This is a genomic window from Lysinibacillus composti, assembly GCF_016908465.1.
GTDB classification, from domain to species: domain Bacteria; phylum Bacillota; class Bacilli; order Bacillales_A; family Planococcaceae; genus Ureibacillus; species Ureibacillus composti_A.
This window is the reverse complement of the sequence record NZ_JAFBDY010000002.1, coordinates 16,559-39,927: the sequence shown is the minus strand read 5'-3', so window position 1 is coordinate 39,927 and position 23,369 is coordinate 16,559. Positions and strand designations below refer to the sequence as shown.

Here is a 23,369-nt window from a genome sequence, read left to right as displayed (position 1 = left end):
ATGGTTTGTGAAGGGGTGGCACTAAATGAAGGAAAATCGCAAAATAAAATCAATTAGTTTCGATTTATCAGATGAAGTTGAAATGCAATTATTAGCATACGCAGAAACGAAAAAAAGTTTTAGTGTTTATGTTAAACGCTTAATACAAGCTGACCAATTAACTGGTGGTGCTCTGGAGGATTTATCTATAATAGAAAAAGTGAAGAAAGAAAAGAAATACGATCCGAAAGATTTTGAAATCGAATTATAAAAAGGAGTGGATAAATGCTTTTAGGCATTGGGGATTTCATTTTAATCGGAATATTTGGGGCTACGTGCGTATTTTTCTATAAACGTGGTTATCAGCATGGCATCGAATACGGGTTAGATGAAATACTTGAAGAAATGGAAGACTAAAATAAAAGTAAGTCACTCTTTTGAGTGGCTTTTTGTTTGTAAAAAAACCGCCAGATTATCAACCTGGCGATTTCATTCCGTCTTCAGTATCTCGATGCTCTAATCCAAGCACCCTTTTAACTTCCTCTTCACACCAATTTCGTAAAGCAACATTAGAATATCTTCGTTCATAATCCTTCCCTTTATCAAGGATAGTATAAACAGTAAATACTCCATCAATTTCTTCGGATTGGATTTTAACTCCTTTTTTCCCCAAATCCGATTTTATCTCACGTAACAGTTGTTGCAGTTCTTTCACTTGCTTATCTATCCAAAGATTAAAAGCGTTTTTCATCTTTAGATCATCAAGATGTTTCCGCTCGCGTTCTAATGTTCGAATGGTTAAATTAATAATAATTTGTCTATGTATCAACTCTTCTACTTGGAAATCAATCATATCACTTCACGCTCTTTTCGAACTAATGGGACCAATGCGAGTACGTTTTCAATAATAAAAGTTCGAGACGAATGTTTGGTGAAACAATAAGCAGTAAATTTATCTCCTATGACTTTTGAAATTTTAATGCGTCTTTTAGTGATTTCGCCCGTTTTGGATATGTACATAATATCAACAAGTTGCTTTCGTTCTTGCGCTTTCAGTAATTGACCTTTCATCCCGACACCTCCAACCGTTCCTATTATATGAAATGATTATAGAACAAATGTTCCTGTTTTAGCAAATAATAAAAGACCGCACTCACAATTAAGTGAAATGCGGTCTTCCTCATTTAGTTCACAATACGTGTATGGCATTCGTATCTAATTAACATATTACAAATTCTGTATTAATTTTCAAGACGATTTACATAAACTTAACACTTCTTTGCAAAATGTACGGCTAATTCAATGGCCATAGCGTTTAGATCGCCATCAGATAATCGTCCGTTAATTAACTTCGATTTATACCCCAGTACTTCCACAGCTGCATCATCCAATAACTTTGCCGTACCTGGTGAAGCTAAACGTTCTTCATACATTTTTCGTAATGTTGGGCTAGTGAATTGCAATTCTTTTTCACCTTCTTCGATGTTTACACCTAGGTAAACAGCTAATTCCTTTGCGATTGCGTAGCAGATTTTCTCAAAGTCCCTGCGATAAAGTGCTACGTCTGTGCTGTCGTTAACAAAGCAAACTTCGATTAGTATCGCTGGTTCATAAGTTTGAGTTAATACAGCTAAATTTTTATGTTGTTTAGCTCCTCGATTTTTCAACCCACTTACATTCGAAATGGCTTTCGCTACATTCTCCGCTAATTCTTTTTGATCGTAGTATAGAACCTCGGTTCCAATACCTTTATCACTTGTTCCGCCAGATGCATTAAAATGAATTGAAACTACTAATCCGTTTTGGTCCTTGTTATGCTCCTTAACAAGCGTATTTAAGTTCTGTGATTGGTTGGTGGATGTATTATCTTCGAAGTAAGTTGTTGGAACTTTCGATGCCTTTAATATTTCATAAACTCGTTTAGTGACCTTTCGAGCTTCTTCCACCTCTTTAATAATGCCAGTTGCCCCACTGTTTTCATTTTCCCAATGCCCAGGATGAAGTTCGATTTCAGTTGTTTTCATTTTGATCACCTTCTTCTTTCAATCCAGCTTTTTCTTTTACAATTTTTAATATGTTTTTCACAAAAGGAGGCATAGGAGCACCCATTTTCACGCCATTCTCTGCGATTGAAATGAATTCGATGGCAATATAAGCAAAAGCTGCACCATCACCTATGTAACCACCAAAAATATCAAATTCCGCATAATGGCTAGCTGTAAATTCTAATGCATAAATCATTCCGATCAACACTAAAATGTACATTTTTCTAGCAAAACCTGTTAATCCTACTCGACTATTTAACTCTTTATTTATGCCCGCGGCTACTAACCCAGTTATATAGTCTGCAAGCATAAATAAAATGAGGATAGACACAGCTACCCCCACTAAATCAAACATATACGATACAATTGCACCTAAAATTCCAGTTACTAATGCTATTTTATTTTCCATTTGTACACCTACCCAATGTTTATATCACTGCTCGGCACAGTGCATTTCTTAGGTCTTATTGAAATATAAAAAGCACCCTCATTTGAGAGTGCTTCTTTAAAAGTTAGTTTATTTACTTCTGTTATGACAAATGCCAGAGAGTGCAAATACCGCTCTTTCTTTATTCGGCTCTTCACTCTTTACCCAAGGGATATTAATACCAAAACTTTTTTCTTCAGCAGATACATATATTTCTCCATTTATGTCAGAAACTTTAATTTCCCAAAAATAGGTAACTTCAATACCGCTTGATTGTTCTACTTGAACCGGATACAAATAAATATCTACATTATCAAACATTATAACCCCTCCTTTCATCTACTTAATTCGACAAAGGGAAGGACTTACCTTTAATAAGTTTTTGCTATTTTACTATTTTCATAGTTACTCAACAATACGGGACTAATATTCATTACTTATGGCAAAATAAACCCACCCTTCCCTCTCACTTTCTAATTGTATATAATTAGATTGTCCAAGGAGGCATACAAATGAATTTATTATTGATATTAATCTTTTCTTTATTAATTGGTATTGTTCTTAAACAACTTGAGCGTTTATCAAAAAAATCAAAACCAATGAAATACTTAGCTATTTCTTGCTCACTTTTTCTTGCTTTATTAACAGTTGTTATTTTTTTCATGTTTCTTAACAAAGGAGTTAACTTATGACGTTTTACCTTGTCCTAATTTTCTTACTCATTTTAATGTCTATCTCCAAACCTAATACGATATTAAATAATGACATTAATGCGAAAGTGTTAACTTTCATTATTTTATTTTTTGTTTCTCGCAATATAATTTTTCGCGAGCAGATTCACGACACTTCAATGTACATTTTAAGTTTTAAACGGTCAACTGGTACAGAGTTAAGTTACCTTCTAGAAAACTCTCCATTCGATATTTTTTGGACTATTCTTCAATGGTGTGTAGCCATCTTTACAGATTCATCATATTTGTATTTGGCTATTATTTGGTTTTTATTCTTATTCGGATTTATGAAATTTTTAAACAAACTGTTTTTACCATGGCAAGTTGTAATTGTTTTGTTTTCTTATACAACATACGTATTCTTTTATAGTTATACTACTATGGCTTTGAGACAGGGCTTATCGATTTCATTCCTTTTCTTAGCGTTAACGTTCTCATTTTTTGACGGTAAAGTGAAATTTAGATCAATTCTTTTTTTAATTGCCGCATCTCTTTTCCATTGGACAGCCATTCCTTTTGCTGTAATAGTTTTTGTTTTAACAAAGTATAACTTGAGCCTTAAATTTTTAGTCGTGACTTGGTTTGTGCTTGCGTTCGCTTTTATACTGAATCTGCAAACTTACATCCTTACTCCGTTTTTAAATTTTGTGCCAAAAATTGATGTATACGCATCTTCCTCTGCATTATCGGTATATTCAGGGAATAGAACGGACTTTTTACTATATAGCTTTATCTTTTTAGTGTTAAGCCTTTTAGCATATTATTTTTATTATAAAGACGATAACTATAAAAATCTTATAAAATACTACATTGCGTTTAATTCCGTTTATTTATTAATGGGATTTGTTGCTTATTCTGATAGGATTGCTGGATACTCTTGGTTCTTAATTCCAATAATCATTTGGTACCCTATATTAAAAAGAAAAGAATATTTTTGGCCGATTACTACATGTGCATTAGTATCCTTTATCGTGTTAGGATTTTTAACAGGTACGATTAAATATTACAATTTATTTTTATTTTAAACCCTACAAATTAATGTAGGGTTTTTATTTTTCAAATCGCATTCTGACAATTACAACGTTAAATCCACAACAGTCCCAGCCAAGTTTTTATATTTCAATTTACCGTCTGTGTCTTCAAATATTGTTCCTGTTGCAACTACAGATGCAGTATTTTGTTTCGCTATTCTAAACAATCCTTTTACACTTTCTATTCCTTCGTCACGTCTTAAAGCCATGATTCTGTCATCTTTAACATAGTGGTCAACCCTATTAATAACCGAGCTACTTTCAACTTTAAATAACTGACTGTTATCGTAGTTTTTTGCTGTTAACCCGATGTACTGACTAGCTGTTAATCCAGATTTTAAGTTTAAATATAAAGAACCGTCTTTCTTATTTTCAAAAGTCGGTGCACTCCCCTGATTACCTGACCATCCACTTCCATTTATATTAATAGCAGTAAAATCTCCTGTGTTTCCACTAGCTTCATTCCCAATTTGACTACCCAGAGAGTTTTGTTTTACTATTTCCCTGTCGGCTCCTACTATATGATTCCTTTCAACTTTTGCATATTGTAAACCTGTTTGATCAGTTGTCGGCTCAAGGAAATGGCTTGTTGTAGCAATAAAATCTGTATTATGCATATTTGCATAACAACCCACTATTTGTAATCCAACCACATAGTTTCCAGCTCCACTTTCATCTACAGATCCGCCATATTGGATACAACCGCCATTATTTGTTGTTTCGAAATATGTGTCTAATATACGTGTCTGTGGCGATAGTGCTCCAACACGAATATTTGGAGCGAAACCTTCGATTTTACTATGTGCAACTTCACTACAAGCACCATCTAACCAAATTCCAAAACCTCTGTCTGTGCTTTGATTGGTTCCTAAACAGTACAGCACACGCAGTCTTGTTGAATTAATTCCGTTATTGTATACACGTACCCAATTTTGTTTCGTAGAAATATCACTGTACCATTCACAAGCGAACATAACTGAATCCCAGTTGTTCCCGTTATACCAAATTCCGAAAGCGTTAGGATTCCCAAAGTTAACCAATCGAACGTTATTTAAGCGTGTCATCGTAAGGAAATTATTAAAGTAGATACCATGCGTCATAGTGAGTCCACCAGTAAATGCTATGTCTTGTATAGCATAAATACCGTTATCGTAAGTAGATATAGTTAAATCTGGTTTACCAAACTCAACTGCTTTTGCCGTACCAGTGTAATTAAGTACAGTACCTAGTACTCCCACTAGCTTCGTAGGTCGTTTAAAGACTAGACCACCCGAATAAGTAAACTCACCTCTAGGGAATTCGATTTCTACAGACGAAACTAATACCGGCAAATTATTTACATAATCTGAAAGTGACTGAAATGCTGTTAAGTTGTCGCTTCCATCTGTTTTTGCATTGAAATCCAAAACATTAATACGCAAACTTTTCAATATTTCTATTTGCTGACTACTTACTGCCACTTTATCATCAACATACTTCCGACTAGCTGTAATAATAGTCGGGTCAACTTTCAATTCCACACTGCTAGCATTATTCACTTCCACAATCATCCGAATGATTAAATCCTTTACACTACCGTTAGCAGCGATAGGTTTGTAAGTCTCAGGATATTTACCAACCGCAATTAAATCTCCAACTTCATCAAAAAGGCCGACTTCGCGAATCATCCATCCACCAACAGTAGAAGGAATCGCGACTTCGGCCACAATCCAATTAGGATTAGTTTGGTCTTGTGATACGTTCGTTACGTTACCACGCCATTTTTCATTTTTAAGTTTAGTTAAATTTTGTGTTGGTTCATAATATGATCCTAAGCTATCCCCTACTGCAATTTGCGTAATGTTTAACTTATCAGCCGTTAACTGGGCATTTACTAATTTAGTTAAACCGATTGAGGTTAATATTGTATAAAATTCTGCCATTGTGTTATTACTCCCTCTCTAAATCTATATTGGATATACAGTAATTTCTTCACCATCAACTATAGAGGTTTTCATAGCTGAATAAGAGGAAACATTGATTTCTGTTGGCGAATAAGGATAAACCGTAACAACTTCACCTGTACTAGCGTTAGTAATGTATCTTGTTTCTTCAGAAGCCATTAACATAATCATTTGAATTTGATAATCTAAATGCGCTGGAATGAAATCATCTAATGTATTCAATAAGCTGTCCGTATCGTTCGGCAATCCTTCTCTTCCTAAAAATTCAATTTCATAAACACCAACCGTATCAGTGTCTTTGACCGTTACTTCTGCTGTCGAAAATGATGCAGCAACGTTCTTAAATGATTGCTCTGTAACGGGTTGTAAGGTTGCCTTGTATTTCCCCTGGATTAACGATCTACGAAGTGAGTTCGACATTAAAGGATTATTAACAATGCCTAAGTCTCTTTCGTGCAAGGCTAATGCTGTGGATGCAGAATCAATAAATAATTCGTTCTCTTGTCGGTCAACTTTCGAAGATATATCGTCAATCTTTTTAGCAACCGAACCCGAGATTTCATTAAGAAGTACTGAATTCCTCTCGTAACTAGGAAGTTTATTAATAATTTCTTGTTTAGTCGTCATGATGCCGACACTTCCCCTAGAACTGCAATTTCATTTTCTCCAATTGTTAAATGAGTCTCGGAGTCATTAATTAATAGATTGCTATAATCCACAACCCCTTCCGCTTCTAATATCAATTTACCAATTTGCGAATAGCTCACATAATCAGATTCAAAAATAAGTGATTTTAAATAACTGTCTACTTTTTGTGAGATGGATTCTAATGCATTAGTGACACCATAACCATTTGCCAATGTTAAAGTGGCTGTTATATTAACGCTTATCTGTACTGGGGCTTCCACAATGACGATTGCCCCGAATGGTCTTTCTTCTTCTATGAAGGCAAAAACATCATTTAATAATTCCTGAGGTGCAGGATTGTTGTTTGCATCCACAACCGATACTTTCACTGTTAATGGTCCATTCCATAAAGGAAACACTTTTACTTTACCGACACCAGGTACAGACAAGGCCCATTCACGATAATGATGTTTATTTCCAGATTTCCCCGGATACCTTAATTTTTCGTAGTAACGGTTTCTTAGATCCGCATCAATTTCTTTATCGTAACCATTTGAAACCGTGGATGGATTTGTAACCGTATGGATATTTGATAATGTGATTGGAAATGAATTAATTGCTCCTGATGGTACATTCCCAACGGTTCCAGCTACTTGGCATTGTACTTCCACATTCGCTTTACCACTTGCATCCAAATCAACAGTTTGTGTTGCTTGGTAAAACAAATTATTTGCTGCGAACAAATCTCCAGTATTTATTCGTGCAAATGGTACACCTGTCACTGTTACAGTTGTGGTAGCAAATGTTGCTTGTTTACGTTCAATGCCTGTACGTTGGAAGATAAATTTCTCTAATTCTTCGCCATTTAATTTCTCAACATCAACTTTATTTAGAACGCTATCAATCTTTTCTTCTTGTTTATTAACTACAACAGCAACAGACTTTGTAATATCGTAGGCAAATGAGCCGTTCGATTTATCGTATTTATTATCGATATTGGTTAACATTTCATTGTGAATTGTTTCTACTGCCATTAAGCCGCCACCTCCATTTCAAAGGCCTCGTCGGAAGTTACTACCGTAAATCCTATTGTCCATCTACTGCCTTCTTTAATTAAATTCCAATCTGTTAAATCTTCAATATACGGATTAACTATAATCGCTTCTGTCAATTCACGTTTTAGTTCTGATTCAACAAATTCTTGTGGAAGGTTGTTACCGAATAGATCTTCAATCGTTACACCATAATCGATATCTTCATAGATTGAAAATCTGAATTTTTCAGTGCGAATTACTTTTTCAATCCACACTTTTAAGGCTTCTTTCCCTTCGACTTCTACCAAACTTCCATTACGGTAAACAAAATCGTTTTTTTGGAAATCAAATAAAAAAGACCTCCCGTTAAACACACGGTCAGTCTCTACAATCTCTTCTTCTAAAGTTGTTAGTTCTGGGAACATCTAATCACCCCACTTTGCAAATAACTGCGTACAAATTCAAGCTGTTTGATGGAATCATAATCACTTTATTACCAACTATTAATGAGGCTTGCAATCCAGAAGCCATGATTAAATCTTCGCTTGTTAAAAGTATGTTTTCTCCATCGTTAATGGTTAGTGGAGATAAATCGATAACTGTACCGATAACGAACGGCTCCTGAGTTTTATTTTCACGTTCCTTGAACAATGAAGCAAATTCAACTAATGGATCATTCATTAAATCACCTCTAAATTCAACTGCATTGTGTAAATACCACCACTTGATTTATGGTTTGCGCTTTTAATTAAGTAATTGCCTTTAAATCCTGTTACTGGCTCAACTAACTTTAATATTCGGCCGGCTCTTACATTTGCATTGCCTAGCAACTCCACACTTCCGGTCTCGGCTACTTTGTTAAACTGCTTCAACAGTTGATTTGCTAAATTCTGTGCTTGTGCTTTATTTTTTGCATCGGATGATTCAACCATTTGCAAAAGACCATACTTTTTAATGTTTGTGGAAGAAGATGCTGTTGCCGATACTTTAATTACATCCGATTTATCTGAAACAACCATGACGCTGTTAATCATGTTCTCGATAGATAAACTTCTTTGTGGATTCATAATGTAATCAGTTGCAGCCTTTACAACTAAATTCGTTTGTTTTTCGATAAACAGTGTACTACTACGCATTTCCATTCGATATTTAATGCCCGTTTTCTTACTTGCCTGTTCAAGTAAATCCTTTATTATGTCGCTTACCTTTTCATCTTTATAGATTTTCTTGACCTTCAACGGGATTGAGACAACATTGGACTTAACATTAAATCGTTTGCACAGTTCTTGTATAGCGCTACTTACTGTTTGATTTTTAAATTGTATGATTGTTTCGCTCTTATTTAAATAAAAGGCGAAATCAAAGCATTTAACGCTTCTAGATGTACGACCATCAATATCAACAGTAACTGCGACGCCTACAAAAATCGTATTCTGGTTTTCTCTTACAAGAACAATATCACCCGGCTTCACATATTCTTTACCCTCGTAATATGCAACGATAAATGAAAGTTGTACCCCTAATGTATCAACGTTACTCGACCATTCGAGCCCTCCACAGATTGGTGTGATTTCGTTGTTATTCACATAAATTTTATGCATGATCATCACACTTTCAACTTGATGTATTCTGTTAAATCTAATGTATATGTAGTATCGCCAGCTCTGTCAAAACCATGGTTAAAGTTGTCGATACTAACCAAAATGCTAAGCAATGTTTCGCGATTGTCGTTGGTGATAGCCATTCGAATTGGTTTACCTGAATTCTTCCACTTTGCAAAGAAACCGACTGCATATCTACCTCTTACATTACTTCTAGCAAAATTGTATTCTTTGTTCGGGAAAAAAGAGCTTATGCTTAGTGACATTAGTTTCTTTTTGCCGATTAGTCTAATTTCTCCGTTAATCGTTTCCAGAGTGACATTATTGTTTGGTCTATCCCATTGCAAATCGGGAGGCACAATGGGTAGTTTCAGCACTTCTTTTCTATCTTCAGAAGAAAATGTTATATCCATGTCGCACCTCCTACATATTTGCTAAAACTAATTTTAATTGTGGAACGACTTCATTTAGGACTTCACGAGCTGTAGTGCCTTGTGCGTTTATAGTGATATTGATATTGTTTGAGCTATTACTATTGTTCGTTGTTACATTGCTTGTAGTTGCTACACGATCTACATTGCCGATGTTTGCACCGCTTTGACGTAAGCGTTCAGATTGACGAGCTGGAATGACCATTTCGCCTTTGTGAAGTTCTGCAACATAGCCGTCGTAAGGAACATAGTTTAAGCCGTTTGCGTGAGAGCCATCGAAGACACCTTTGAATACTCCACCACCTACAACACTACCTACCTTAGAGACCCAATCTGGAAGCTTGAAGTTACTAAGAGAGCCTTTGAATCTATCGACCTTATCCGATAAACCTTGGAAGAATGATACGACAGGTTGGATTTTGGTTTGACCCCAATCGTAAATCCCACCAAAAACCTCTTTTACTTTCGTGTACAATTCTCCGCCCTTTGCTCTAATCGTATCCCAGTTTTGATATAGGAAAACCCCCATATTAATAGCGTTCTGAATTGGTTGTGTTAGGAAGGCTGTGATAGGGTTTGACCTAATCATTCCCCATAGTTCAGTGCCTTTTGTTTTCACCGTATCCCAGTTTTGATAAAGTGCTACACCTGCAGCAACTAATAAACCGATGACAGTGATAACAACACCAATTGGATTTGCCTTTAATGCAGCATTAAATCCATGTTGGGCTACGGTAGTTGCAAATGCAGATGCTTTATACATGTTCATTGCTCCGACAGCAGCGTTCCATACTCCGACAGCGCCTAGTGTTAGATAAACCGCTCCGATTGCCGAACCTATTGGAGTAATAACCTTTACGATTGTTCCCCAATTGTCTTGGATTGCTTTTGCAAATCCTACACCTGCAGTAACCATATCGTTAATTTTTGGTACCAATTCTTCTGCTTTTATAGCTATTTTGTCTAGTACTTCGCCACCACCAGCATCTCTAAATGCATCAACGGCACCAACCTTAATTTCACGCCAAACTTTATTCATCCTAGTTCCAAAATTATCTTGCAACGCTGCTCCAGCCTTTGCAGTCGCACCTTCGAAATTACCTAATAGATCAATTCCAGTTCCCATTGCTTCAATAGTTTTTGCTTCTAAATCTTCAAATTTCGTACCCATCAACGCAACACCAACTGAATATTTCGATTCGTCGTCTAGTTTTGATAAAGCTTGCATTGTTTTGTAGTACGCTTTTTCGCCACGTTCACCACCTGCAGCTAGATCACTCGCAACTTTGTTAGCATCTAAACCTAAAGTTTTAAATGCAGCTTTTGTATCGTCAGAACCGGTTTTCGTTAAAATGTTGAATTCCTTCAACGTGTCGGCTACTACGTCGTAATTCCTCGCGCCAGCTTTTGCGCCATTTACCATGATGTTCGCAAAACTATCCATACCAATTCCAGCTGAAGCTACTACCCCTGAATATTCGTTGAATGTGTCTAACAAGTCACCAGATGCATCGCCACCAACTTGCAATGTCTTAGTGATTAAATCTAATGACTTTTGTTGTGTAGCGCCTGGGAAAGATGATGTCATTGAGCGTAACGCCCTAGCGACAGAATCAACATCCATATTTTCAGATAGCGCACTTAAAATCTGGGTAGATTCTAAAGTTTTATTGTCCACCGTTCCCAATGTTTGCTTTAGGATCCCTAAATCATTAACTACTTGTGGCAAAGTTTCGCCAAATCCATTTTTATAGACGTTTTTTGCTATTTCTTCAAGGCCTTCTAGCTCTGCACCTGATACGCCTGTGCTCGCTTCTAATTTGCTAAATGCACTATCCATTTCTGAAGCAGTTGTGGCTAATGCTGTTGCTACAGCTGAAATACCTGTTGTGGCCAATGTACCTGCCGCTAAACTAACTTTTTTGAAGCTTCTTAATGCAGATGAAGCGAAACCATCAATTTGATTTCGAGCTCTTAACACAATCCTGTTAAAGTCATCAGTATTAGTTGCTGCCTTTTTTAATCCACTAGAAAAGTTTTGGTCCTTTAATGTTAATATTGCGGATATTACCCTTTTTGCCATGTCCTCACCGCCTTCTTACAAAAGAAAAAGACTACAACCGTGGAGTTGTAGCCTTCAATTCTTCGAAATGCTTTTCGATACTTGCAGTCATAAATAACTTTTCATCGTATCTTAAATTTAATAAATAATCTAATGTGAAACCGTGTTGTAAATAGTGATGAAGAAAGTAAAAATCATCATCACTATCTATTAGTTTTTTAAGTCTTTTACTCTTTTAACGCTATCTGAATAGCCAGCTAAACTTAAGCCGTATTGTGCAATAGTTACGATTTCGCCAGGACTAAATACTTTTTCTACAATATCTGTTGGTTCTTTGCAATCGAATGCTTTTTGCAATTCTGCATCTTTTAAGTTGGGTTCAGTTACGCTGTTGTAAATTAAAAAGATATCCGAACCACCTTCTTCTTCGATACCGTGTGCTTCTAATACAAGAGAACGTGAAGGTTTTTGAATTGTAATTGTTGCATCCAAGCGTTCGATATACAATTCTTCTGTTACATTATCCTTCATAACATACTTTTCTTTTTCTTTTAATAAATCTGTTACCGTTAAACGTTTACTCATACAATTACCTCCCCAATTAGGCTGAAATTTGATCTAGGAATTCATAATCAGCGAAGTTGAACGGTAACTCTTCTTGTTGAAGTGTTTTTTGTTCAAACTTCAATAATGTAAATGAATTAAATGTTACTTCTGAAATTGCAACACGTTCTGCACCGTATGCATCTGGATCTTCTAATTTACCGATTAGTTCAATATCAGGTACAACGCCTGTTTTTGCAGCATCTGCCATTAATGCAGCTCCTCGAGAGTAAACTTTCTTCACAACGATTGAACCTTCACCGCTCCAACCCATAAGTTTTTTATGTGTCGCTAAATCCTCAGACATGTTTACATCTTCGAAATTTAAGTTGACTGTTGCTTCGAAAGATTCAACATCCATCCATTTTTCTTTATTCACCCACAAAGTACCAAATGAACCGTTAATCTGTTTATTTGAACGTAATTTTGCCATTGTTTAAGTACCTCCTTACACCGTAATTTCAAAGCTTAGGTCTTCCATAGCGTCGACTGGTTTAACAGTACCGCCTAAGAATACATTCGCTCCAAATGTCATATTCTTAACTCTTTGGTCATCCCAATCAGTTGTATCAGTACCGATGCCTTCCCATGCTAGACGTTGTTTATCAACGTTGACTTCAGCTTTATTTGTTGTATTTGGATCTAGAATTTCATCACCTTGTAAGCCTTTGAAATAGGCGTTAATTGCTGTGATAAATAGTGCTTGGTTGTCGTAAATGTTTGGATATTTACCAACATACCCGTCTTCGAAAGTAGAGCGAATATCATCTGCAATCATATCCATGATTTCAATGATTTTAATTTTTTGATAGTCGGCTTTTTTCGTGCTACCAAGTGTTACTAAACTGTTAACGCCGCGACCGATTTTTACTTTTTCACCATCGTGAATAAGGATTAGTTGACCACTATCAATATCATCATCTGGTGTATCGCTTGCAGTGATTGATTCAACTTCAGGTAATACAAAGTAAGTTGATGATTGAGTGAACGGTAAGCCGGCAAAGATACCTGCTAAACGAGGTGTATATTGTGCTGCAGTATAAGTTGTATCGCCCACTACGATATCAGATGTTGTGAAATTGATAATTCCTTCATCATCTGCAACTACAACGTTCGGTAATACTGCTTTAAACGTTTTCTTTTCGTTTGCACGTTTTGATTTAATCCAAGTAGCAATCGCTTCAACTTCATCTGCTGTTGCTTGTGGCATTGCTAAATAATTGAAGCGTGTTTTTCCTACTTGCACTAGGATTTCGTTAATTACTTTTAAATCATCGTACTTAAAGCAAATAACTTTCGAAGGAGTGCCTAAGAATGCTTTGTTGATATAATCTAAGCTTGTTGCATCCCAGTCAGCTACGTTAATATCCTCGACGCTCTTATAAGTTAAGACATTACTTGCTAATGTGCCGATGTTTGTATCATCTCGTAGGATTAACGCAACAATACCAAGTGCGCTTCGCTTGATTGCTGTTGCTGCTTTTGTCTTAAACAAGACATCAATTTGTGGAAGGCCCACATAAATCACCCTTTCTGAATATCAATATCAAGTTCTTCCATAAGTTCGTATTCTTCACTAACAATTCGACCATCTTCAAATGCGATGTCGAATTCGAATTGAAGCACGCCGTCAGTAACGTTAAAGTTTGGTTCTGTAATATTTAGCTGTCGGTCTTCCACAATTAACTTCATGTCAAAAACATCACCTAGTTGTTCCTGAATTTCTAGGATTTCAATTGATGATTCTTTAATTGTTTTAGGAAAATAGTAGATTCGAATAATCATCGACTTTTCAACTTGTGATACGGATCCATCTCGCTTTACTTCATCGAATTCAATAAAAAAAGAAGGTCTTTTAAAACCTTCTGAAATGTCTTTGCTGTTAATCTCAAGCCCAAATGTTTCCTTGAGTTTACGATTAACAGCAGTTTTTATTTTCTTGTAGGTAATCATAGCTTCCCACTCTCCAACATGTCGTCAAGCCATTCAGAAAGCATATGCTCGTATTGACCGCTGCCGTCAAATTCACGCATTCCTTTATCTAACGGGAATTTTCCATTCGTAAATCCGACTTCACGGCCGTCTTTGGTTACTTGCCTGTGTCCTTCTTCGATGAGATGAGCGTGTGGTGCAGAATTAATCACTCGCACTACCCACTCGCCATTTTCACCTCTGAACACTTTGCCTCGTTTCCATTTTCGGTGATAATCGCTCTTGTCATTTTCATCAACTTGGTGACGCACTAACTGACGAGCTTTGCGTGCAACAACAGTACGTGCCTTACTTCCGACTTTACGCATGATTTTTGTCGTTTCCTTTGGCAATTTACGTTGAGCGACAGTAAGTAAATCTTTCTGAAAATCGGTTAATCCTTTCAGTTCCATCAGCTCAGCACCTCCTGGACAAAGATTTCAAGCGTTTCGTTGGAGAAGTATGGATTTAAAATGTACTTAATCTCGAACTTATGATCACGAAATTGAATTTGCATATCTTTCGTAATGTCCTTGCCAGCATTATAACGAACGATGATTTTATGAGTAACATTGGTTAGAATCGTATCAGCTTGTTGACGTTGTAAAGCTCCCGTTTGTGGAACGATAGCAGCCCAAATCGATTTTGTTTTTTCGAATTTGTAGATTGTTTCTTCTAATTCGTTAGTCGTTTTTATGTTTTCGAGAATATCAATGCGATGACGATAATCTATACTCATAAGACAGGCTCCGTTGTATAAGTTGCCAGTAATGAGAGAAGTTTTTTCATTTCTTCAAACGACCAAGCGAATTTTTCTCCAGCTTTTTCATCGGTACCGAACTCAGCTTTGCAATACGTAATCACAGCTTTACGAATTAAAGGATCTGTATCATCATTTACTTTCGTTTGTGTCACACCAGCTTCTTTTAATAAGGCTTTGGCTGTTTCGATTAACCCTGTTAACTCATCATCGTGTTCTGGACCATCAATTCGCAATGAACCTTTTACTTTTTCAAGCATCGTTACTCACTCGCTTTCTCAGCTTCAGCAGCATCGATTGCAGCAGTAAGTTCCTCTTCTGACATTTTTGTGTACCCTTTAATACTTAATTCTTTCGCTTTAGCTTTTAATTCATCTAAAACAATTTCGTCTTGATTTTCTTTTGTTTGTTTCTGTTCCTCAGGTTTATAAATATATCCTTTAGATGCTAAGTAAGAAACACGTTCAGAATCCGTAGACTCGAACGTGTTTCCAATGTTAAATCCAATTCCTGTAACACTATCAATAAATGATTTTAATACTTTATACTTCATTATTAATCACCCTTCCATTAAACTGTTGGAGCTTTTTTAACACGTAAGAAACCGTTATGTGCTGCAACGTTACCACCAACGAATACAGAACCACGGTGGGCAATCATACCTTGTTTGAATTTGAAGTCTGTAGAACGTTGAATGTCAGTTGGTGAGAATGTAGCTAATTCATAGTTTGATAATGGACCATAAGCCAATACATACGAACCTGAAGTAGTTGCTGTATCTGATACAGCTTTACATGCACTATTAATGATGTATGGTACACCATCGATAGTACCTGTGTTTCCATTTGTTTTTACATCGTATACTTTTTTATCTTGTCCATCTCGAAGTGTAGCAAATGCTTTTAAATCTTTCTTGCTTAGGATTAGTACAGATGTATCTTCAACATCTTCATCTCCACCATAAGAGAAAATAATCTCATCTAATGTATCTGCATCGATTGTAGAGATTTCTAAATCCGTAGTTGGATCAATTGCTGTTGCTTGAGCAGAGAAAATACCAACTAAGTGTCCAGCTCCACCGTCACCAATGAGGATTTCTTTTGTAATCTTCTTGCGAAGTGATTTATTTACACCACCAACAATTACACGGCTGTAATTAGCTGCAGGAAGCTTTTGAACTTCTTCAGATTCTTCACTATAAGCAGTAATTTTTGTTTTATTGATTGTTGCATATCCGAATTGAACATCTGATTCAGTGTAATCTGCACCTTCACCAGTGTAACCACCTTCACCTGTGCCTTTTTCGTATGCTCGTTCGTAACTTTCTCCACCTTGTAATGGTACGTGTTTAACTCTATCAACTAAAGTTGAAACTTCGTTGAAAGTACCTTTAATGTCAGATGCTTGGTGGTTAGCAAGTAACAAATCACCACTTGCAACTGTTACAGAGCGATTTTCAATTAAGTCTTTACCACGTTTTTCAGCTTCTACAACTTCTGAATCTCTTTGTTCTGGATTTGACGAAAATGTTTCGATAGTACGTGTTTCTATTGCTGTGCCTTGATTAATCTCACCAGCTTCTTTAATTAAACGTTGGCGAGTTTCGATTTCTTTTTGTTCTTCATCTAATTCACGAAGTTCAGTTTCTAATGCTGCTAGATCTACTTTTTCATTACCTTCTAATGATGTACGGATTTCTGCTTTGCGTTTTAAAATTTCTTGTAAACGATTCATATTGTTGTCTCCTTTATAAATAAGTTTTTAATATTAATTTTTTTCTTAGTACTTCTTGTTCTCGTTCTTCTAAATGTTCTTTATACGGATCGTAAGAACGTGCAGAAACTTGTGAATCTGGATAAGCAGGAAATGCTACTGGTGAGATTTCAAACAACTTCGCTTTTAAAATTGAACGTGTAATGTTATCAACATCATTTTCATCCCATTCTTGTTTTTGCATTGCAAAGCCGAATGAAACCCCGTCAACATCACCACGCTTAATTGTTTCGTAAGTATCATTACCGAGTGTATTATTCGGTAAATCCAGTTCAAATCGCAAACCAATTTCATCCTCAAACAAACGTAATGTACCGTTTTTAGTACGTCCTAAGACCTTTGATGTGTCATGAGACCATAATGCTAATTGATCGTCATTCGTTAGCGATTCTGTGAATGCGCCTCTTTTAAACTGCTCTTTAAAACGTTTAAAATAGCCCATTGTATGTGATTTCATTTCCCATTTAACTGCATAACCGCTTATCATTCGCTGTCCGTCCTCTGATTCTCGAATTTCAATATCATTCGTTGTCAGATTTCGTGTTTCCGTTTTCGTTGTCATCTTTCTCACCTCCTTCTACTACCTTGCCTTTGTTTACCTCGGCCGTATCTAAACGACGAATTGGTTTATCTCCATTTTCAATTGGTCCGAGTGATAGAATAGAGCGCCATTCGTTTGGTGTTAACGCTCCACGGTCAACCATCTGTACTAGATTCATTTTTGTAGACATGGAAGCATATTGAAGGCTTGCAGCTTCAAAGATGATTTTGTTTCCAAAACCTCTTTCGCGACGAGTAAATAGTTTTCTAGTAAACTCGTTCGCCAATTGCATAGCGACAGGTTCGATTTGTGCTTCATAATAAGCATTCCATTCATCTTCCGTGTATCTGGATTGAACAATCTTTTCGTTGGTATTAAAAAACGAATACACACGTTGAATGGTATTCGTTAATTGCTTATCGTCAGGTACGAAAGCTTCATTCTTCACTTGTTGTAAATCATAACGACCATCAGCAGCTGCAGCGCCACCAACAGTACTGTTTATTGATAAATAATTTTCTGTGAATTCATCCACGGCTTTTCTCATGTCCGTTGGTTTCAACACAGAAGTGAATTTAAGTATCCATTTGATTATTGCGCTATTTTTGATTGCTTTAACAATACCTTGGTCAGTTGTATTCACAACTTCCATTAGATTCATTAATGCTTCTCCGGGGTGTTCACCGAAGAAATCGTGATTATTAAAATCTTTTCTAAGGTGTATAACATCAACGTATGGAATAGTCATTGACTTTCCGTTGTTAAAATTGAATTTTAGAAACACATCCCCAAAAGCCCCCTCTACAACTTCGACTGATGAAGCAGGTAAAGGGTATATTTCATTTGCAAACCCAAAATCATCACGCTTTATATAAGCGAATGCATTGTTATTCAATTCAAGTTGAACTGCTAACTTTTCTTGCATGACCTGTCCACTCATTAAAAGGTTCGGTTCTTCTAGTAAAAATTTAATTTGGACATTTGGGTTGATTTTAAACTCTTCAGCGTTATCTCGAACATGTTTTGCAACCAATTTCCCTATGGCGGTAGCTTTAGGACGAATAGCTGCACGAATAACATCGGATTTATATAATTTTCCTTCCCAACTATAGAAACCGCCTCCTGAATCGTTAATGAGTTCAAAGTGTGTTGTACTAGGCGAAGTCTTTTTGCCAAACATTTTTTCGAATAACCCCATCTTGTTCTCACCTCCTTAAATCATGTTTAAATATTCGTTCTTTTTATCTAAATAGATTGTATATGCATTCAGTAATGCAATCGTACCGTCAATACGTTTCCTCATATCCCGACCTTTTACAGGTGCTATATTACCGTTTGTATCGACTTTAATTTCAGTGTTTGCTAGACACATTTTCAATAAATTGTTGTTGTTGTAATTAATTAATTTAGCATCCAAGTCGGCTTCTAAGTTTTTCATAGGTGTACTTAACGTAACTGCCCCTTGCCTTACTTTAATCATAGAGTCTTTACCGAATTGACCTTGGAATTCTTCTAATAAGGAATCATCAACGTGCCAAGGGTCATACCCAATCCATGGTATATAAATGTCGTAGTCTTCCCTCAACTCAACAAACCACTTTAGAACATCTCGCATATCAACTTTAAATTCACCACTAGCTCGTAATAGACCCTGGCGTTCGAATAGATCATAAGGAATTTTGTCATTATTAGCTCTTTGTTCAATTGTTCTCGAAGGCAACCAGAACATTGATGCGAAATAAATGTTTTCATCGTCTCTTCTACGACATAAAACACCTGCAGCAGTTAAGTCTGTTGTTTCTGACATATCAAAACCACCTATGCCATAACCAAACTCCATATTTCCAATGTCAAATGTTTCTTTGTTCTCTAATTTCTCCATAGATAACCATGCTGTTGAACTATTTTCAACCATGTTAAAGTCTTTTACCATTACAGTGGGTCTGAATGAAGCATCCACTTTCGCTTTTTCAACGAATGAACGTAATTCATCAAACTTTTTGATTGTTCCTAGTCCTGGATTGGCTTTAATCCAACATGATTCATCTAACCACTCGTCACGATGATCTAGTTCGTAAATAAATGCTAGGAATCGATTGTCCTGAATCTTGCCATCTAGTACATCGCAAGCATAAGCATATTGAGAGTCATAGATGGAATCCCGAATAAAACCGTTTGTTGAGATGCTACTAACCAGTGCTTGGTCCCGGGATGAAGTTGATTGTTTCATAACGTCATAAATATTACGGTCCTTAATGGCAGCCAACTCATCTACCGTTACGAAATGGCTGTTCAAACCATCCAAACTATTTGAATCGGAAGCTAAAGGTTGAATTGATGAATAAGTAGGTGAAAAATACAAATCGGTTTTACGTTTCTTGATGTATTTAGAAAGTAGTGGGCTTTGAGAAACCATTTTATAAGCTTCGTTAAACCCCTTTTTTGCTTGGTCTAATTTAGTTGCAATAAAATAGCATTCTGCAGAACCTTCTCCATCGCCGACTTGCATGAAAATAGAAATAGCAGAGTTCTCAGTCGTTTTACCGTTTTTACGTCCTCGTATATCAATTACTTCTCTGTATTGTCGCATTCGACTTTCTTTTTCTACAAATCCGTAAATGGCTTGTAGTTTAGCCTTTTGGAATAAATCTAGTTTTAAAGGTTTGCCCATGTTCTTTCCTTGCGCTTGCCTACAGAATGTCTCGATAAATTCTATAGGCTTAGTAGCAAGTTCAATATCAAATTCGTAAGGCTCAACTGGGTTATTTATTTGATCAACTAATTTTCCATACTGCTGCTTTATTCGACGACAAGCTACTATTTCTCCACTTTGAATCTTTTCGTAATACTCAAGTATGTAGTTGTTCATTTACTATGCTTCTTCAGGAATGATTGTAGCTCGTCGACTTCGTTTACTTTCGGACCTTCACCTTTAGGGTAGAGATCTAATAGCTGTTTAAAAATCGTTGTGTATGTTTTGGCAGCATCTAAATAGTTTTTATAATATGGGCTAGTTCTTAATATTGTGTACTCGCCTTGTTCCATTTCATCTACTGAACCGAATTCTTTTACATGCTGTTTTAGCCCTCTCATTTCCACCACAAGGAAGGCTGCTTCGTCAATTAGTTTCAAGGAGACTTCTTTATTACGTCCTTCTAAATCCCCAAAGATTTTTTTAAGTTTTGTTATTTCTTTCTTAATTTCTTTATCCTTCGCAAAAACTCCCGATTCCAAATCAAAAACCTCCTTTTTTCCAGGGTGGGGGTATGGCCAAAATTCGGACGGAGGAAATTTGAGGTTGGCATACGGTCTACATATGTGGCCCCTCAACGTTTTTGATAGGGGGGCTATACCTCAACTAAGTTTCCTTTATCGTCGAACTTAAAGCCTTCTCTTAATGGTGAATACTTCTCAAAGTGTTCTTTGTTATGACAGTCTTGGCATAGTAACTCAAGGTTGTCATGGTTTAATGTGATGTATGGATCGTTAACGTTCTGTGCATTAATGTACTTCTTGTGGTGAACGATCTTTCCTGGTTCACTACATCGTTCGCATAACCCGAACACTGATTGAATGTAAGTAGCTCTACACTTTTGCCAAGCTCTAGACTTATAGAACTTCTTGGCCTCGGCTGTATGTTCGAGCATTAGAACCAACCTCGTTTTGTTGGTCGTTCTGGAATATCTATTGTACGTAACAACATTGGTGTTTCTTGATGTAGAACATAAGCAGCATCCGTTTCTTCATCTATTCCAATAACTGTATTGTTATCTGTAACGTACACCTTCAACCTTTTACCATTAAGTGATTGCCACTTTGATTTTTGTTTTAGTGGTTTCATGCCACCATTCGCTAAACATTCTCGACAGAACTCTGTTGTAGTTTCATTTGTGCAGCCATCTGCAAAACATTTATTTTTCACTGTTATCCCTCCATAACGAAATCGCTAAAGATATATGGAATTCCTTCTGCACCAGTTGCAATCACATTGAAGATACGCACTTTACTATTCATCACGTGAACTAGATCATCACTGTAAGTGTTGAGATAGAATTGTTCTTTTGCATCGAATGATTCAGATGGAACAACGATAGCTTCTTTAATTCCTTCTGCTTCAATTCCAACAACTACGAATGGTAATTGTTCTTCTCTTGCTACTGAAAAAATATTGATTAAATCTTGTTTTGTTAACATGTTTGTCCCTCCAAAGCCTAGATGCAAATTTTTTCTTTTAATAAAATACAAATAGCCCCCTATAAAGGAGGTGATAATCATGTTGGAAGTGAAATTAAAAGTTTCATTCAACACATTGTTGTTAATAGCAATACTTTTACAGGTTCTTTAGTAAAAAAATAAATAGATGAAAGGAGTAAGGCAACGTCTAATAAACGTTGTCACAGACGAAATACAAAATAATACATACATAAAGTTTTTCAATGCATAATAAAAAGCCACACCCCTAACCGGATGCGGCATTCCAAATCTTTCTATGGCTAATACCAATATAACACCTTGATTTTGAAAATGTGTCCCTTCATCCTCCTGAAATCCTCCCAATATCCTCCCGTTTTCCTCCCTAAATAGTTCATCGTTGTTTTGATTAATGTTTTACTAACTTTTGATGCTTATTTTAGCCCTCTGAATGTGTCTATTCGGATATTATGTCACTTTCATCCATGCTCTCTAATCCGCTTAAAATATAGGCTTCTAGACACCTTTAATAGTGAATGTTAATTTACAGAAAAATGGCACATTGTAATTGAGTAGTCAAATAGTTATTAAAATAAAAAACCCTCTATCTCTAGAAGGTTTACCAATCGATTTTAGATTGTAAGGCGTTTAATTCGTCCTGAACTATGCCAATATATATCAATGTCACTGCAGGATCTGAATGATTTAATGCTTTTTGAAGTGTTGCAATATCTTTGAATTTTTTATAATGATGATAACCGTATGTCTTTCTTAATGTGTGAGTACCGACGCGTTCTAATTCGAAATATTCAGCTGCTTCGCGTAAAATCTCGTAAGCTCTTTTTCTAGTAATGGGTTTGTTAATGCCTTTACGACTTTTAATTAAGAACTCGTCTTTTGGTTTATCCTCGACATATTGTCTTATTGCTTTTTTTAGTTCGCTTGGCATTTTCACTTCTTGATATTTTTTAGTCTTCTTTTCTTTAAGAATGATGTTCCACCCTTGTACATCGCGTACCCTCAACTTCAGAATATCCGAAATTCTCAGTCCAGTATGAATGCCGATTAAAAATAGAATGTAATTACGTTCATTCGTTTCTTTATAGTACTGTTTCATGTCCTGTAATAAATCTTTGTCGCGAATTGGTTGTACTCTGGTCACACGGCAACACCACTTTCGTTATCATTGAAATAAACTTCAACTTTCAGTGCGAAGGCCATTCTCAACATAGCTTCCCATTTTAATTTGTAATATTTGTTTTTTGCAATGTTTAATTCAGTCCAGATTTCAATGTCATAACTTACTTCTTCTTTTAAGAAACGCTCAACTATTATTTTTTTCTCTTCAGTTTTTAAAGTTTCTAATGCCTTGAAGATCTTATTCATGTAGTGTAAGCGTTCGGTTTCAAACTCAACTCGTTCGATTGCAATGTTTTCTGTTTGACTCTTAAATGAATACGTATTACTTGGTGGAATTATTGAGTATGTTGGTGTGATTGTCGGCATAGAATCGACAGGTAGAGTTACTAAGTACTTGCGATATTTTTCTAACGCTTTTTCCAAAGATAGTTTCGTTCTTTTTTCATCGATTCTCGGTATAATTTTTTTCATCTTTTCGC

General features: G+C 36.1%; 35 protein-coding genes. 3 read left to right on the top strand and 32 right to left on the bottom strand.

The window, feature by feature from the left end; genetic code table 11:
• Positions 1-25: 25 nt before the first annotated feature.
• Positions 26-250, top strand: a complete 225-nt coding sequence (locus JOD29_RS04130) for a hypothetical protein (RefSeq protein ID WP_124763110.1) — start codon at positions 26-28, stop codon at positions 248-250.
• Positions 251-264: 14 nt separating this feature from the next.
• Positions 265-396: a hypothetical protein gene (locus JOD29_RS20580; protein ID WP_275579631.1), complete on the top strand. Its 132-nt coding sequence runs from the start codon at positions 265-267 to the stop codon at positions 394-396.
• Positions 397-454: 58 nt separating this feature from the next.
• Here JOD29_RS20580 and JOD29_RS04125 read toward each other — a convergent pair whose 3' ends face one another.
• The 6 genes from JOD29_RS04125 to JOD29_RS04100 all read right to left on the bottom strand — a co-directional run bounded on the left by JOD29_RS04125 (position 455) and on the right by JOD29_RS04100 (position 3,115).
• A complete protein-coding gene (locus tag JOD29_RS04125; RefSeq protein WP_124763112.1) occupies positions 455-832 on the bottom strand; it encodes a YhjD family protein in 378 nt (125 codons plus the stop codon).
• Positions 829-1,050: a transcriptional regulator gene (locus JOD29_RS04120; RefSeq protein ID WP_124763114.1), complete on the bottom strand. Its 222-nt coding sequence runs from the start codon at positions 1,048-1,050 to the stop codon at positions 829-831. The genes JOD29_RS04125 and JOD29_RS04120 overlap by 4 nt, the downstream gene beginning before the upstream one ends.
• A 197-nt stretch (positions 1,051-1,247) precedes the next feature.
• A complete protein-coding gene (locus tag JOD29_RS04115) occupies positions 1,248-2,003 on the bottom strand; it encodes an N-acetylmuramoyl-L-alanine amidase (RefSeq protein WP_124763116.1) in 756 nt (251 codons plus the stop codon).
• The gene (locus JOD29_RS04110) at positions 1,990-2,433 is read right to left on the bottom strand and encodes a phage holin family protein (protein WP_124763118.1); all 444 of its coding nucleotides are present in this window, start codon (positions 2,431-2,433) and stop codon (positions 1,990-1,992) included. The genes JOD29_RS04115 and JOD29_RS04110 overlap by 14 nt, the downstream gene beginning before the upstream one ends.
• Positions 2,434-2,541: 108 nt before the next feature.
• The gene (locus tag JOD29_RS04105) at positions 2,542-2,772 is read right to left on the bottom strand and encodes a hypothetical protein (RefSeq protein ID WP_124763120.1); all 231 of its coding nucleotides are present in this window, start codon (positions 2,770-2,772) and stop codon (positions 2,542-2,544) included.
• Positions 2,773-2,938: 166 nt separating this feature from the next.
• Positions 2,939-3,115 (bottom strand): hypothetical protein, encoded by a 177-nt coding sequence (locus tag JOD29_RS04100; RefSeq protein ID WP_205101629.1) that lies wholly within the window; start codon positions 3,113-3,115, stop codon positions 2,939-2,941.
• Positions 3,116-3,139: 24 nt separating this feature from the next.
• On the opposite strand from JOD29_RS04100, the gene JOD29_RS04095 reads away from it, so the two are divergent.
• Complete coding sequence (locus JOD29_RS04095; RefSeq protein ID WP_124763124.1) at positions 3,140-4,207, top strand: EpsG family protein; 1,068 nt, start codon at positions 3,140-3,142, stop codon at positions 4,205-4,207.
• A 50-nt stretch (positions 4,208-4,257) separates the two neighbouring features.
• Here the strand turns inward: JOD29_RS04095 and JOD29_RS04090 are convergent, their stop codons facing one another.
• The 26 genes from JOD29_RS04090 to JOD29_RS03965 all read right to left on the bottom strand — a co-directional run bounded on the left by JOD29_RS04090 (position 4,258) and on the right by JOD29_RS03965 (position 23,361).
• The gene (locus JOD29_RS04090) at positions 4,258-6,135 is read right to left on the bottom strand and encodes a phage tail protein (protein WP_124763126.1); all 1,878 of its coding nucleotides are present in this window, start codon (positions 6,133-6,135) and stop codon (positions 4,258-4,260) included.
• 24 nt (positions 6,136-6,159) lie between these two features.
• Entirely contained in the window at positions 6,160-6,783 is a 624-nt protein-coding gene (locus JOD29_RS04085; protein WP_124763128.1) for a putative phage tail protein, read from the bottom strand.
• Positions 6,780-7,817 (bottom strand): baseplate J/gp47 family protein, encoded by a 1,038-nt coding sequence (locus JOD29_RS04080; protein ID WP_124763130.1) that lies wholly within the window; start codon positions 7,815-7,817, stop codon positions 6,780-6,782. Before JOD29_RS04080 ends, JOD29_RS04085 begins: the two co-directional genes overlap by 4 nt.
• Entirely contained in the window at positions 7,817-8,242 is a 426-nt protein-coding gene (locus tag JOD29_RS04075; RefSeq protein WP_124763132.1) for a DUF2634 domain-containing protein, read from the bottom strand. The genes JOD29_RS04080 and JOD29_RS04075 overlap by 1 nt, the downstream gene beginning before the upstream one ends.
• A gap of 4 nt (positions 8,243-8,246) precedes the next feature.
• Positions 8,247-8,498, bottom strand: a complete 252-nt coding sequence (locus JOD29_RS04070; protein ID WP_124763134.1) for a DUF2577 family protein — start codon at positions 8,496-8,498, stop codon at positions 8,247-8,249.
• Positions 8,498-9,418 carry an XkdQ/YqbQ family protein gene (locus JOD29_RS04065; protein ID WP_124763136.1) on the bottom strand — a complete coding sequence of 307 codons (921 nt, stop codon included), beginning with the start codon at positions 9,416-9,418 and terminating at the stop codon, positions 8,498-8,500. Before JOD29_RS04065 ends, JOD29_RS04070 begins: the two co-directional genes overlap by 1 nt.
• Before the next feature lie 5 nt (positions 9,419-9,423).
• A complete protein-coding gene (locus tag JOD29_RS04060; protein ID WP_124763138.1) occupies positions 9,424-9,831 on the bottom strand; it encodes a phage portal protein in 408 nt (135 codons plus the stop codon).
• 10 nt (positions 9,832-9,841) lie between these two features.
• On the bottom strand, positions 9,842-11,932 hold the full coding sequence (locus JOD29_RS04055) for a phage tail tape measure protein (protein ID WP_124763140.1): 2,091 nt from the start codon (positions 11,930-11,932) through the stop codon (positions 9,842-9,844).
• Between the two features lie 189 nt (positions 11,933-12,121).
• The gene (locus JOD29_RS04050) at positions 12,122-12,496 is read right to left on the bottom strand and encodes a phage tail assembly chaperone (RefSeq protein WP_124763142.1); all 375 of its coding nucleotides are present in this window, start codon (positions 12,494-12,496) and stop codon (positions 12,122-12,124) included.
• 16 nt (positions 12,497-12,512) lie between these two features.
• Positions 12,513-12,947: a phage tail tube protein gene (locus JOD29_RS04045; RefSeq protein WP_124763144.1), complete on the bottom strand. Its 435-nt coding sequence runs from the start codon at positions 12,945-12,947 to the stop codon at positions 12,513-12,515.
• A gap of 15 nt (positions 12,948-12,962) precedes the next feature.
• Positions 12,963-14,033, bottom strand: coding sequence for a phage tail sheath C-terminal domain-containing protein (locus tag JOD29_RS04040; RefSeq protein ID WP_124763146.1), 1,071 nt, complete (start codon positions 14,031-14,033; stop codon positions 12,963-12,965).
• A 5-nt stretch (positions 14,034-14,038) separates the two neighbouring features.
• Positions 14,039-14,467: a phage tail terminator family protein gene (locus tag JOD29_RS04035; RefSeq protein WP_124763148.1), complete on the bottom strand. Its 429-nt coding sequence runs from the start codon at positions 14,465-14,467 to the stop codon at positions 14,039-14,041.
• A complete protein-coding gene (locus JOD29_RS04030) occupies positions 14,464-14,898 on the bottom strand; it encodes an HK97 gp10 family phage protein (protein WP_124763150.1) in 435 nt (144 codons plus the stop codon). The genes JOD29_RS04035 and JOD29_RS04030 overlap by 4 nt, the downstream gene beginning before the upstream one ends.
• Complete coding sequence (locus tag JOD29_RS04025; RefSeq protein ID WP_124763152.1) at positions 14,898-15,224, bottom strand: phage head closure protein; 327 nt, start codon at positions 15,222-15,224, stop codon at positions 14,898-14,900. Before JOD29_RS04025 ends, JOD29_RS04030 begins: the two co-directional genes overlap by 1 nt.
• Positions 15,221-15,505 carry a head-tail connector protein gene (locus JOD29_RS04020; protein WP_124763154.1) on the bottom strand — a complete coding sequence of 95 codons (285 nt, stop codon included), beginning with the start codon at positions 15,503-15,505 and terminating at the stop codon, positions 15,221-15,223. The genes JOD29_RS04025 and JOD29_RS04020 overlap by 4 nt, the downstream gene beginning before the upstream one ends.
• A 2-nt stretch (positions 15,506-15,507) precedes the next feature.
• The gene (locus JOD29_RS04015; RefSeq protein WP_124763156.1) at positions 15,508-15,798 is read right to left on the bottom strand and encodes a hypothetical protein; all 291 of its coding nucleotides are present in this window, start codon (positions 15,796-15,798) and stop codon (positions 15,508-15,510) included.
• Positions 15,799-15,815: 17 nt separating this feature from the next.
• Positions 15,816-16,979, bottom strand: a complete 1,164-nt coding sequence (locus JOD29_RS04010) for a phage major capsid protein (RefSeq protein ID WP_124763158.1) — start codon at positions 16,977-16,979, stop codon at positions 15,816-15,818.
• A 13-nt stretch (positions 16,980-16,992) separates the two neighbouring features.
• Positions 16,993-17,580, bottom strand: coding sequence for an HK97 family phage prohead protease (locus JOD29_RS04005; protein ID WP_124763160.1), 588 nt, complete (start codon positions 17,578-17,580; stop codon positions 16,993-16,995).
• On the bottom strand, positions 17,540-18,757 hold the full coding sequence (locus tag JOD29_RS04000; protein ID WP_124763162.1) for a phage portal protein: 1,218 nt from the start codon (positions 18,755-18,757) through the stop codon (positions 17,540-17,542). The genes JOD29_RS04005 and JOD29_RS04000 overlap by 41 nt, the downstream gene beginning before the upstream one ends.
• Positions 18,758-18,772: 15 nt before the next feature.
• Positions 18,773-20,428, bottom strand: a complete 1,656-nt coding sequence (locus tag JOD29_RS03995; RefSeq protein WP_124763164.1) for a terminase large subunit — start codon at positions 20,426-20,428, stop codon at positions 18,773-18,775.
• Positions 20,425-20,793 carry a hypothetical protein gene (locus tag JOD29_RS03990; RefSeq protein ID WP_124763166.1) on the bottom strand — a complete coding sequence of 123 codons (369 nt, stop codon included), beginning with the start codon at positions 20,791-20,793 and terminating at the stop codon, positions 20,425-20,427. Before JOD29_RS03990 ends, JOD29_RS03995 begins: the two co-directional genes overlap by 4 nt.
• 113 nt (positions 20,794-20,906) lie before the next feature.
• A complete protein-coding gene (locus JOD29_RS03985; RefSeq protein ID WP_124763168.1) occupies positions 20,907-21,206 on the bottom strand; it encodes an HNH endonuclease in 300 nt (99 codons plus the stop codon).
• Positions 21,206-21,481: a hypothetical protein gene (locus JOD29_RS03980; RefSeq protein ID WP_124763170.1), complete on the bottom strand. Its 276-nt coding sequence runs from the start codon at positions 21,479-21,481 to the stop codon at positions 21,206-21,208. Before JOD29_RS03980 ends, JOD29_RS03985 begins: the two co-directional genes overlap by 1 nt.
• A 2-nt stretch (positions 21,482-21,483) precedes the next feature.
• Complete coding sequence (locus tag JOD29_RS03975; RefSeq protein ID WP_124763172.1) at positions 21,484-21,753, bottom strand: hypothetical protein; 270 nt, start codon at positions 21,751-21,753, stop codon at positions 21,484-21,486.
• Between the two features lie 616 nt (positions 21,754-22,369).
• Complete coding sequence (locus JOD29_RS03970; protein ID WP_239585572.1) at positions 22,370-22,867, bottom strand: tyrosine-type recombinase/integrase; 498 nt, start codon at positions 22,865-22,867, stop codon at positions 22,370-22,372.
• Positions 22,868-22,908: 41 nt separating this feature from the next.
• Positions 22,909-23,361, bottom strand: a complete 453-nt coding sequence (locus JOD29_RS03965) for an ArpU family phage packaging/lysis transcriptional regulator (protein ID WP_124763176.1) — start codon at positions 23,359-23,361, stop codon at positions 22,909-22,911.
• Between the last annotated feature and the right edge of the window lie 8 nt (positions 23,362-23,369).

Excerpts from the sequence above, each read along its gene's own strand:
- JOD29_RS04130 (WP_124763110.1), top strand. The coding sequence starts at position 26 with ATGAAGGAAAATCGCAAAATAAAATCAATTAGTTTCGATTTATCAGAT.
- JOD29_RS20580 (WP_275579631.1), top strand. The coding sequence starts at position 265 with ATGCTTTTAGGCATTGGGGATTTCATTTTAATCGGAATATTTGGGGCT.
- JOD29_RS04125 (WP_124763112.1), bottom strand. The coding sequence starts at position 832 with ATGATTGATTTCCAAGTAGAAGAGTTGATACATAGACAAATTATTATT.
- JOD29_RS04120 (WP_124763114.1), bottom strand. The coding sequence starts at position 1,050 with ATGAAAGGTCAATTACTGAAAGCGCAAGAACGAAAGCAACTTGTTGAT.
- JOD29_RS04115 (WP_124763116.1), bottom strand. The coding sequence starts at position 2,003 with ATGAAAACAACTGAAATCGAACTTCATCCTGGGCATTGGGAAAATGAA.
- JOD29_RS04110 (WP_124763118.1), bottom strand. The coding sequence starts at position 2,433 with ATGGAAAATAAAATAGCATTAGTAACTGGAATTTTAGGTGCAATTGTA.
- JOD29_RS04105 (WP_124763120.1), bottom strand. The coding sequence starts at position 2,772 with ATGTTTGATAATGTAGATATTTATTTGTATCCGGTTCAAGTAGAACAA.
- JOD29_RS04100 (WP_205101629.1), bottom strand. The coding sequence starts at position 3,115 with ATGAAAAAAATAACAACTGTTAATAAAGCAAGAAAAAGTGAGCAAGAA.
- JOD29_RS04095 (WP_124763124.1), top strand. The coding sequence starts at position 3,140 with ATGACGTTTTACCTTGTCCTAATTTTCTTACTCATTTTAATGTCTATC.
- JOD29_RS04090 (WP_124763126.1), bottom strand. The coding sequence starts at position 6,135 with ATGGCAGAATTTTATACAATATTAACCTCAATCGGTTTAACTAAATTA.
- JOD29_RS04085 (WP_124763128.1), bottom strand. The coding sequence starts at position 6,783 with ATGACGACTAAACAAGAAATTATTAATAAACTTCCTAGTTACGAGAGG.
- JOD29_RS04080 (WP_124763130.1), bottom strand. The coding sequence starts at position 7,817 with ATGGCAGTAGAAACAATTCACAATGAAATGTTAACCAATATCGATAAT.
- JOD29_RS04075 (WP_124763132.1), bottom strand. The coding sequence starts at position 8,242 with ATGTTCCCAGAACTAACAACTTTAGAAGAAGAGATTGTAGAGACTGAC.
- JOD29_RS04070 (WP_124763134.1), bottom strand. The coding sequence starts at position 8,498 with ATGAATGATCCATTAGTTGAATTTGCTTCATTGTTCAAGGAACGTGAA.
- JOD29_RS04065 (WP_124763136.1), bottom strand. The coding sequence starts at position 9,418 with ATGCATAAAATTTATGTGAATAACAACGAAATCACACCAATCTGTGGA.
- JOD29_RS04060 (WP_124763138.1), bottom strand. The coding sequence starts at position 9,831 with ATGGATATAACATTTTCTTCTGAAGATAGAAAAGAAGTGCTGAAACTA.
- JOD29_RS04055 (WP_124763140.1), bottom strand. The coding sequence starts at position 11,932 with ATGGCAAAAAGGGTAATATCCGCAATATTAACATTAAAGGACCAAAAC.
- JOD29_RS04050 (WP_124763142.1), bottom strand. The coding sequence starts at position 12,496 with ATGAGTAAACGTTTAACGGTAACAGATTTATTAAAAGAAAAAGAAAAG.
- JOD29_RS04045 (WP_124763144.1), bottom strand. The coding sequence starts at position 12,947 with ATGGCAAAATTACGTTCAAATAAACAGATTAACGGTTCATTTGGTACT.
- JOD29_RS04035 (WP_124763148.1), bottom strand. The coding sequence starts at position 14,467 with ATGATTACCTACAAGAAAATAAAAACTGCTGTTAATCGTAAACTCAAG.
- JOD29_RS04030 (WP_124763150.1), bottom strand. The coding sequence starts at position 14,898 with ATGGAACTGAAAGGATTAACCGATTTTCAGAAAGATTTACTTACTGTC.
- JOD29_RS04025 (WP_124763152.1), bottom strand. The coding sequence starts at position 15,224 with ATGAGTATAGATTATCGTCATCGCATTGATATTCTCGAAAACATAAAA.
- JOD29_RS04020 (WP_124763154.1), bottom strand. The coding sequence starts at position 15,505 with ATGCTTGAAAAAGTAAAAGGTTCATTGCGAATTGATGGTCCAGAACAC.
- JOD29_RS04015 (WP_124763156.1), bottom strand. The coding sequence starts at position 15,798 with ATGAAGTATAAAGTATTAAAATCATTTATTGATAGTGTTACAGGAATT.
- JOD29_RS04010 (WP_124763158.1), bottom strand. The coding sequence starts at position 16,979 with ATGAATCGTTTACAAGAAATTTTAAAACGCAAAGCAGAAATCCGTACA.
- JOD29_RS04005 (WP_124763160.1), bottom strand. The coding sequence starts at position 17,580 with ATGACAACGAAAACGGAAACACGAAATCTGACAACGAATGATATTGAA.
- JOD29_RS04000 (WP_124763162.1), bottom strand. The coding sequence starts at position 18,757 with ATGGGGTTATTCGAAAAAATGTTTGGCAAAAAGACTTCGCCTAGTACA.
- JOD29_RS03995 (WP_124763164.1), bottom strand. The coding sequence starts at position 20,428 with ATGAACAACTACATACTTGAGTATTACGAAAAGATTCAAAGTGGAGAA.
- JOD29_RS03985 (WP_124763168.1), bottom strand. The coding sequence starts at position 21,206 with ATGCTCGAACATACAGCCGAGGCCAAGAAGTTCTATAAGTCTAGAGCT.
- JOD29_RS03975 (WP_124763172.1), bottom strand. The coding sequence starts at position 21,753 with ATGTTAACAAAACAAGATTTAATCAATATTTTTTCAGTAGCAAGAGAA.
- JOD29_RS03970 (WP_239585572.1), bottom strand. The coding sequence starts at position 22,867 with ATGAAACAGTACTATAAAGAAACGAATGAACGTAATTACATTCTATTT.
- JOD29_RS03965 (WP_124763176.1), bottom strand. The coding sequence starts at position 23,361 with ATGAAAAAAATTATACCGAGAATCGATGAAAAAAGAACGAAACTATCT.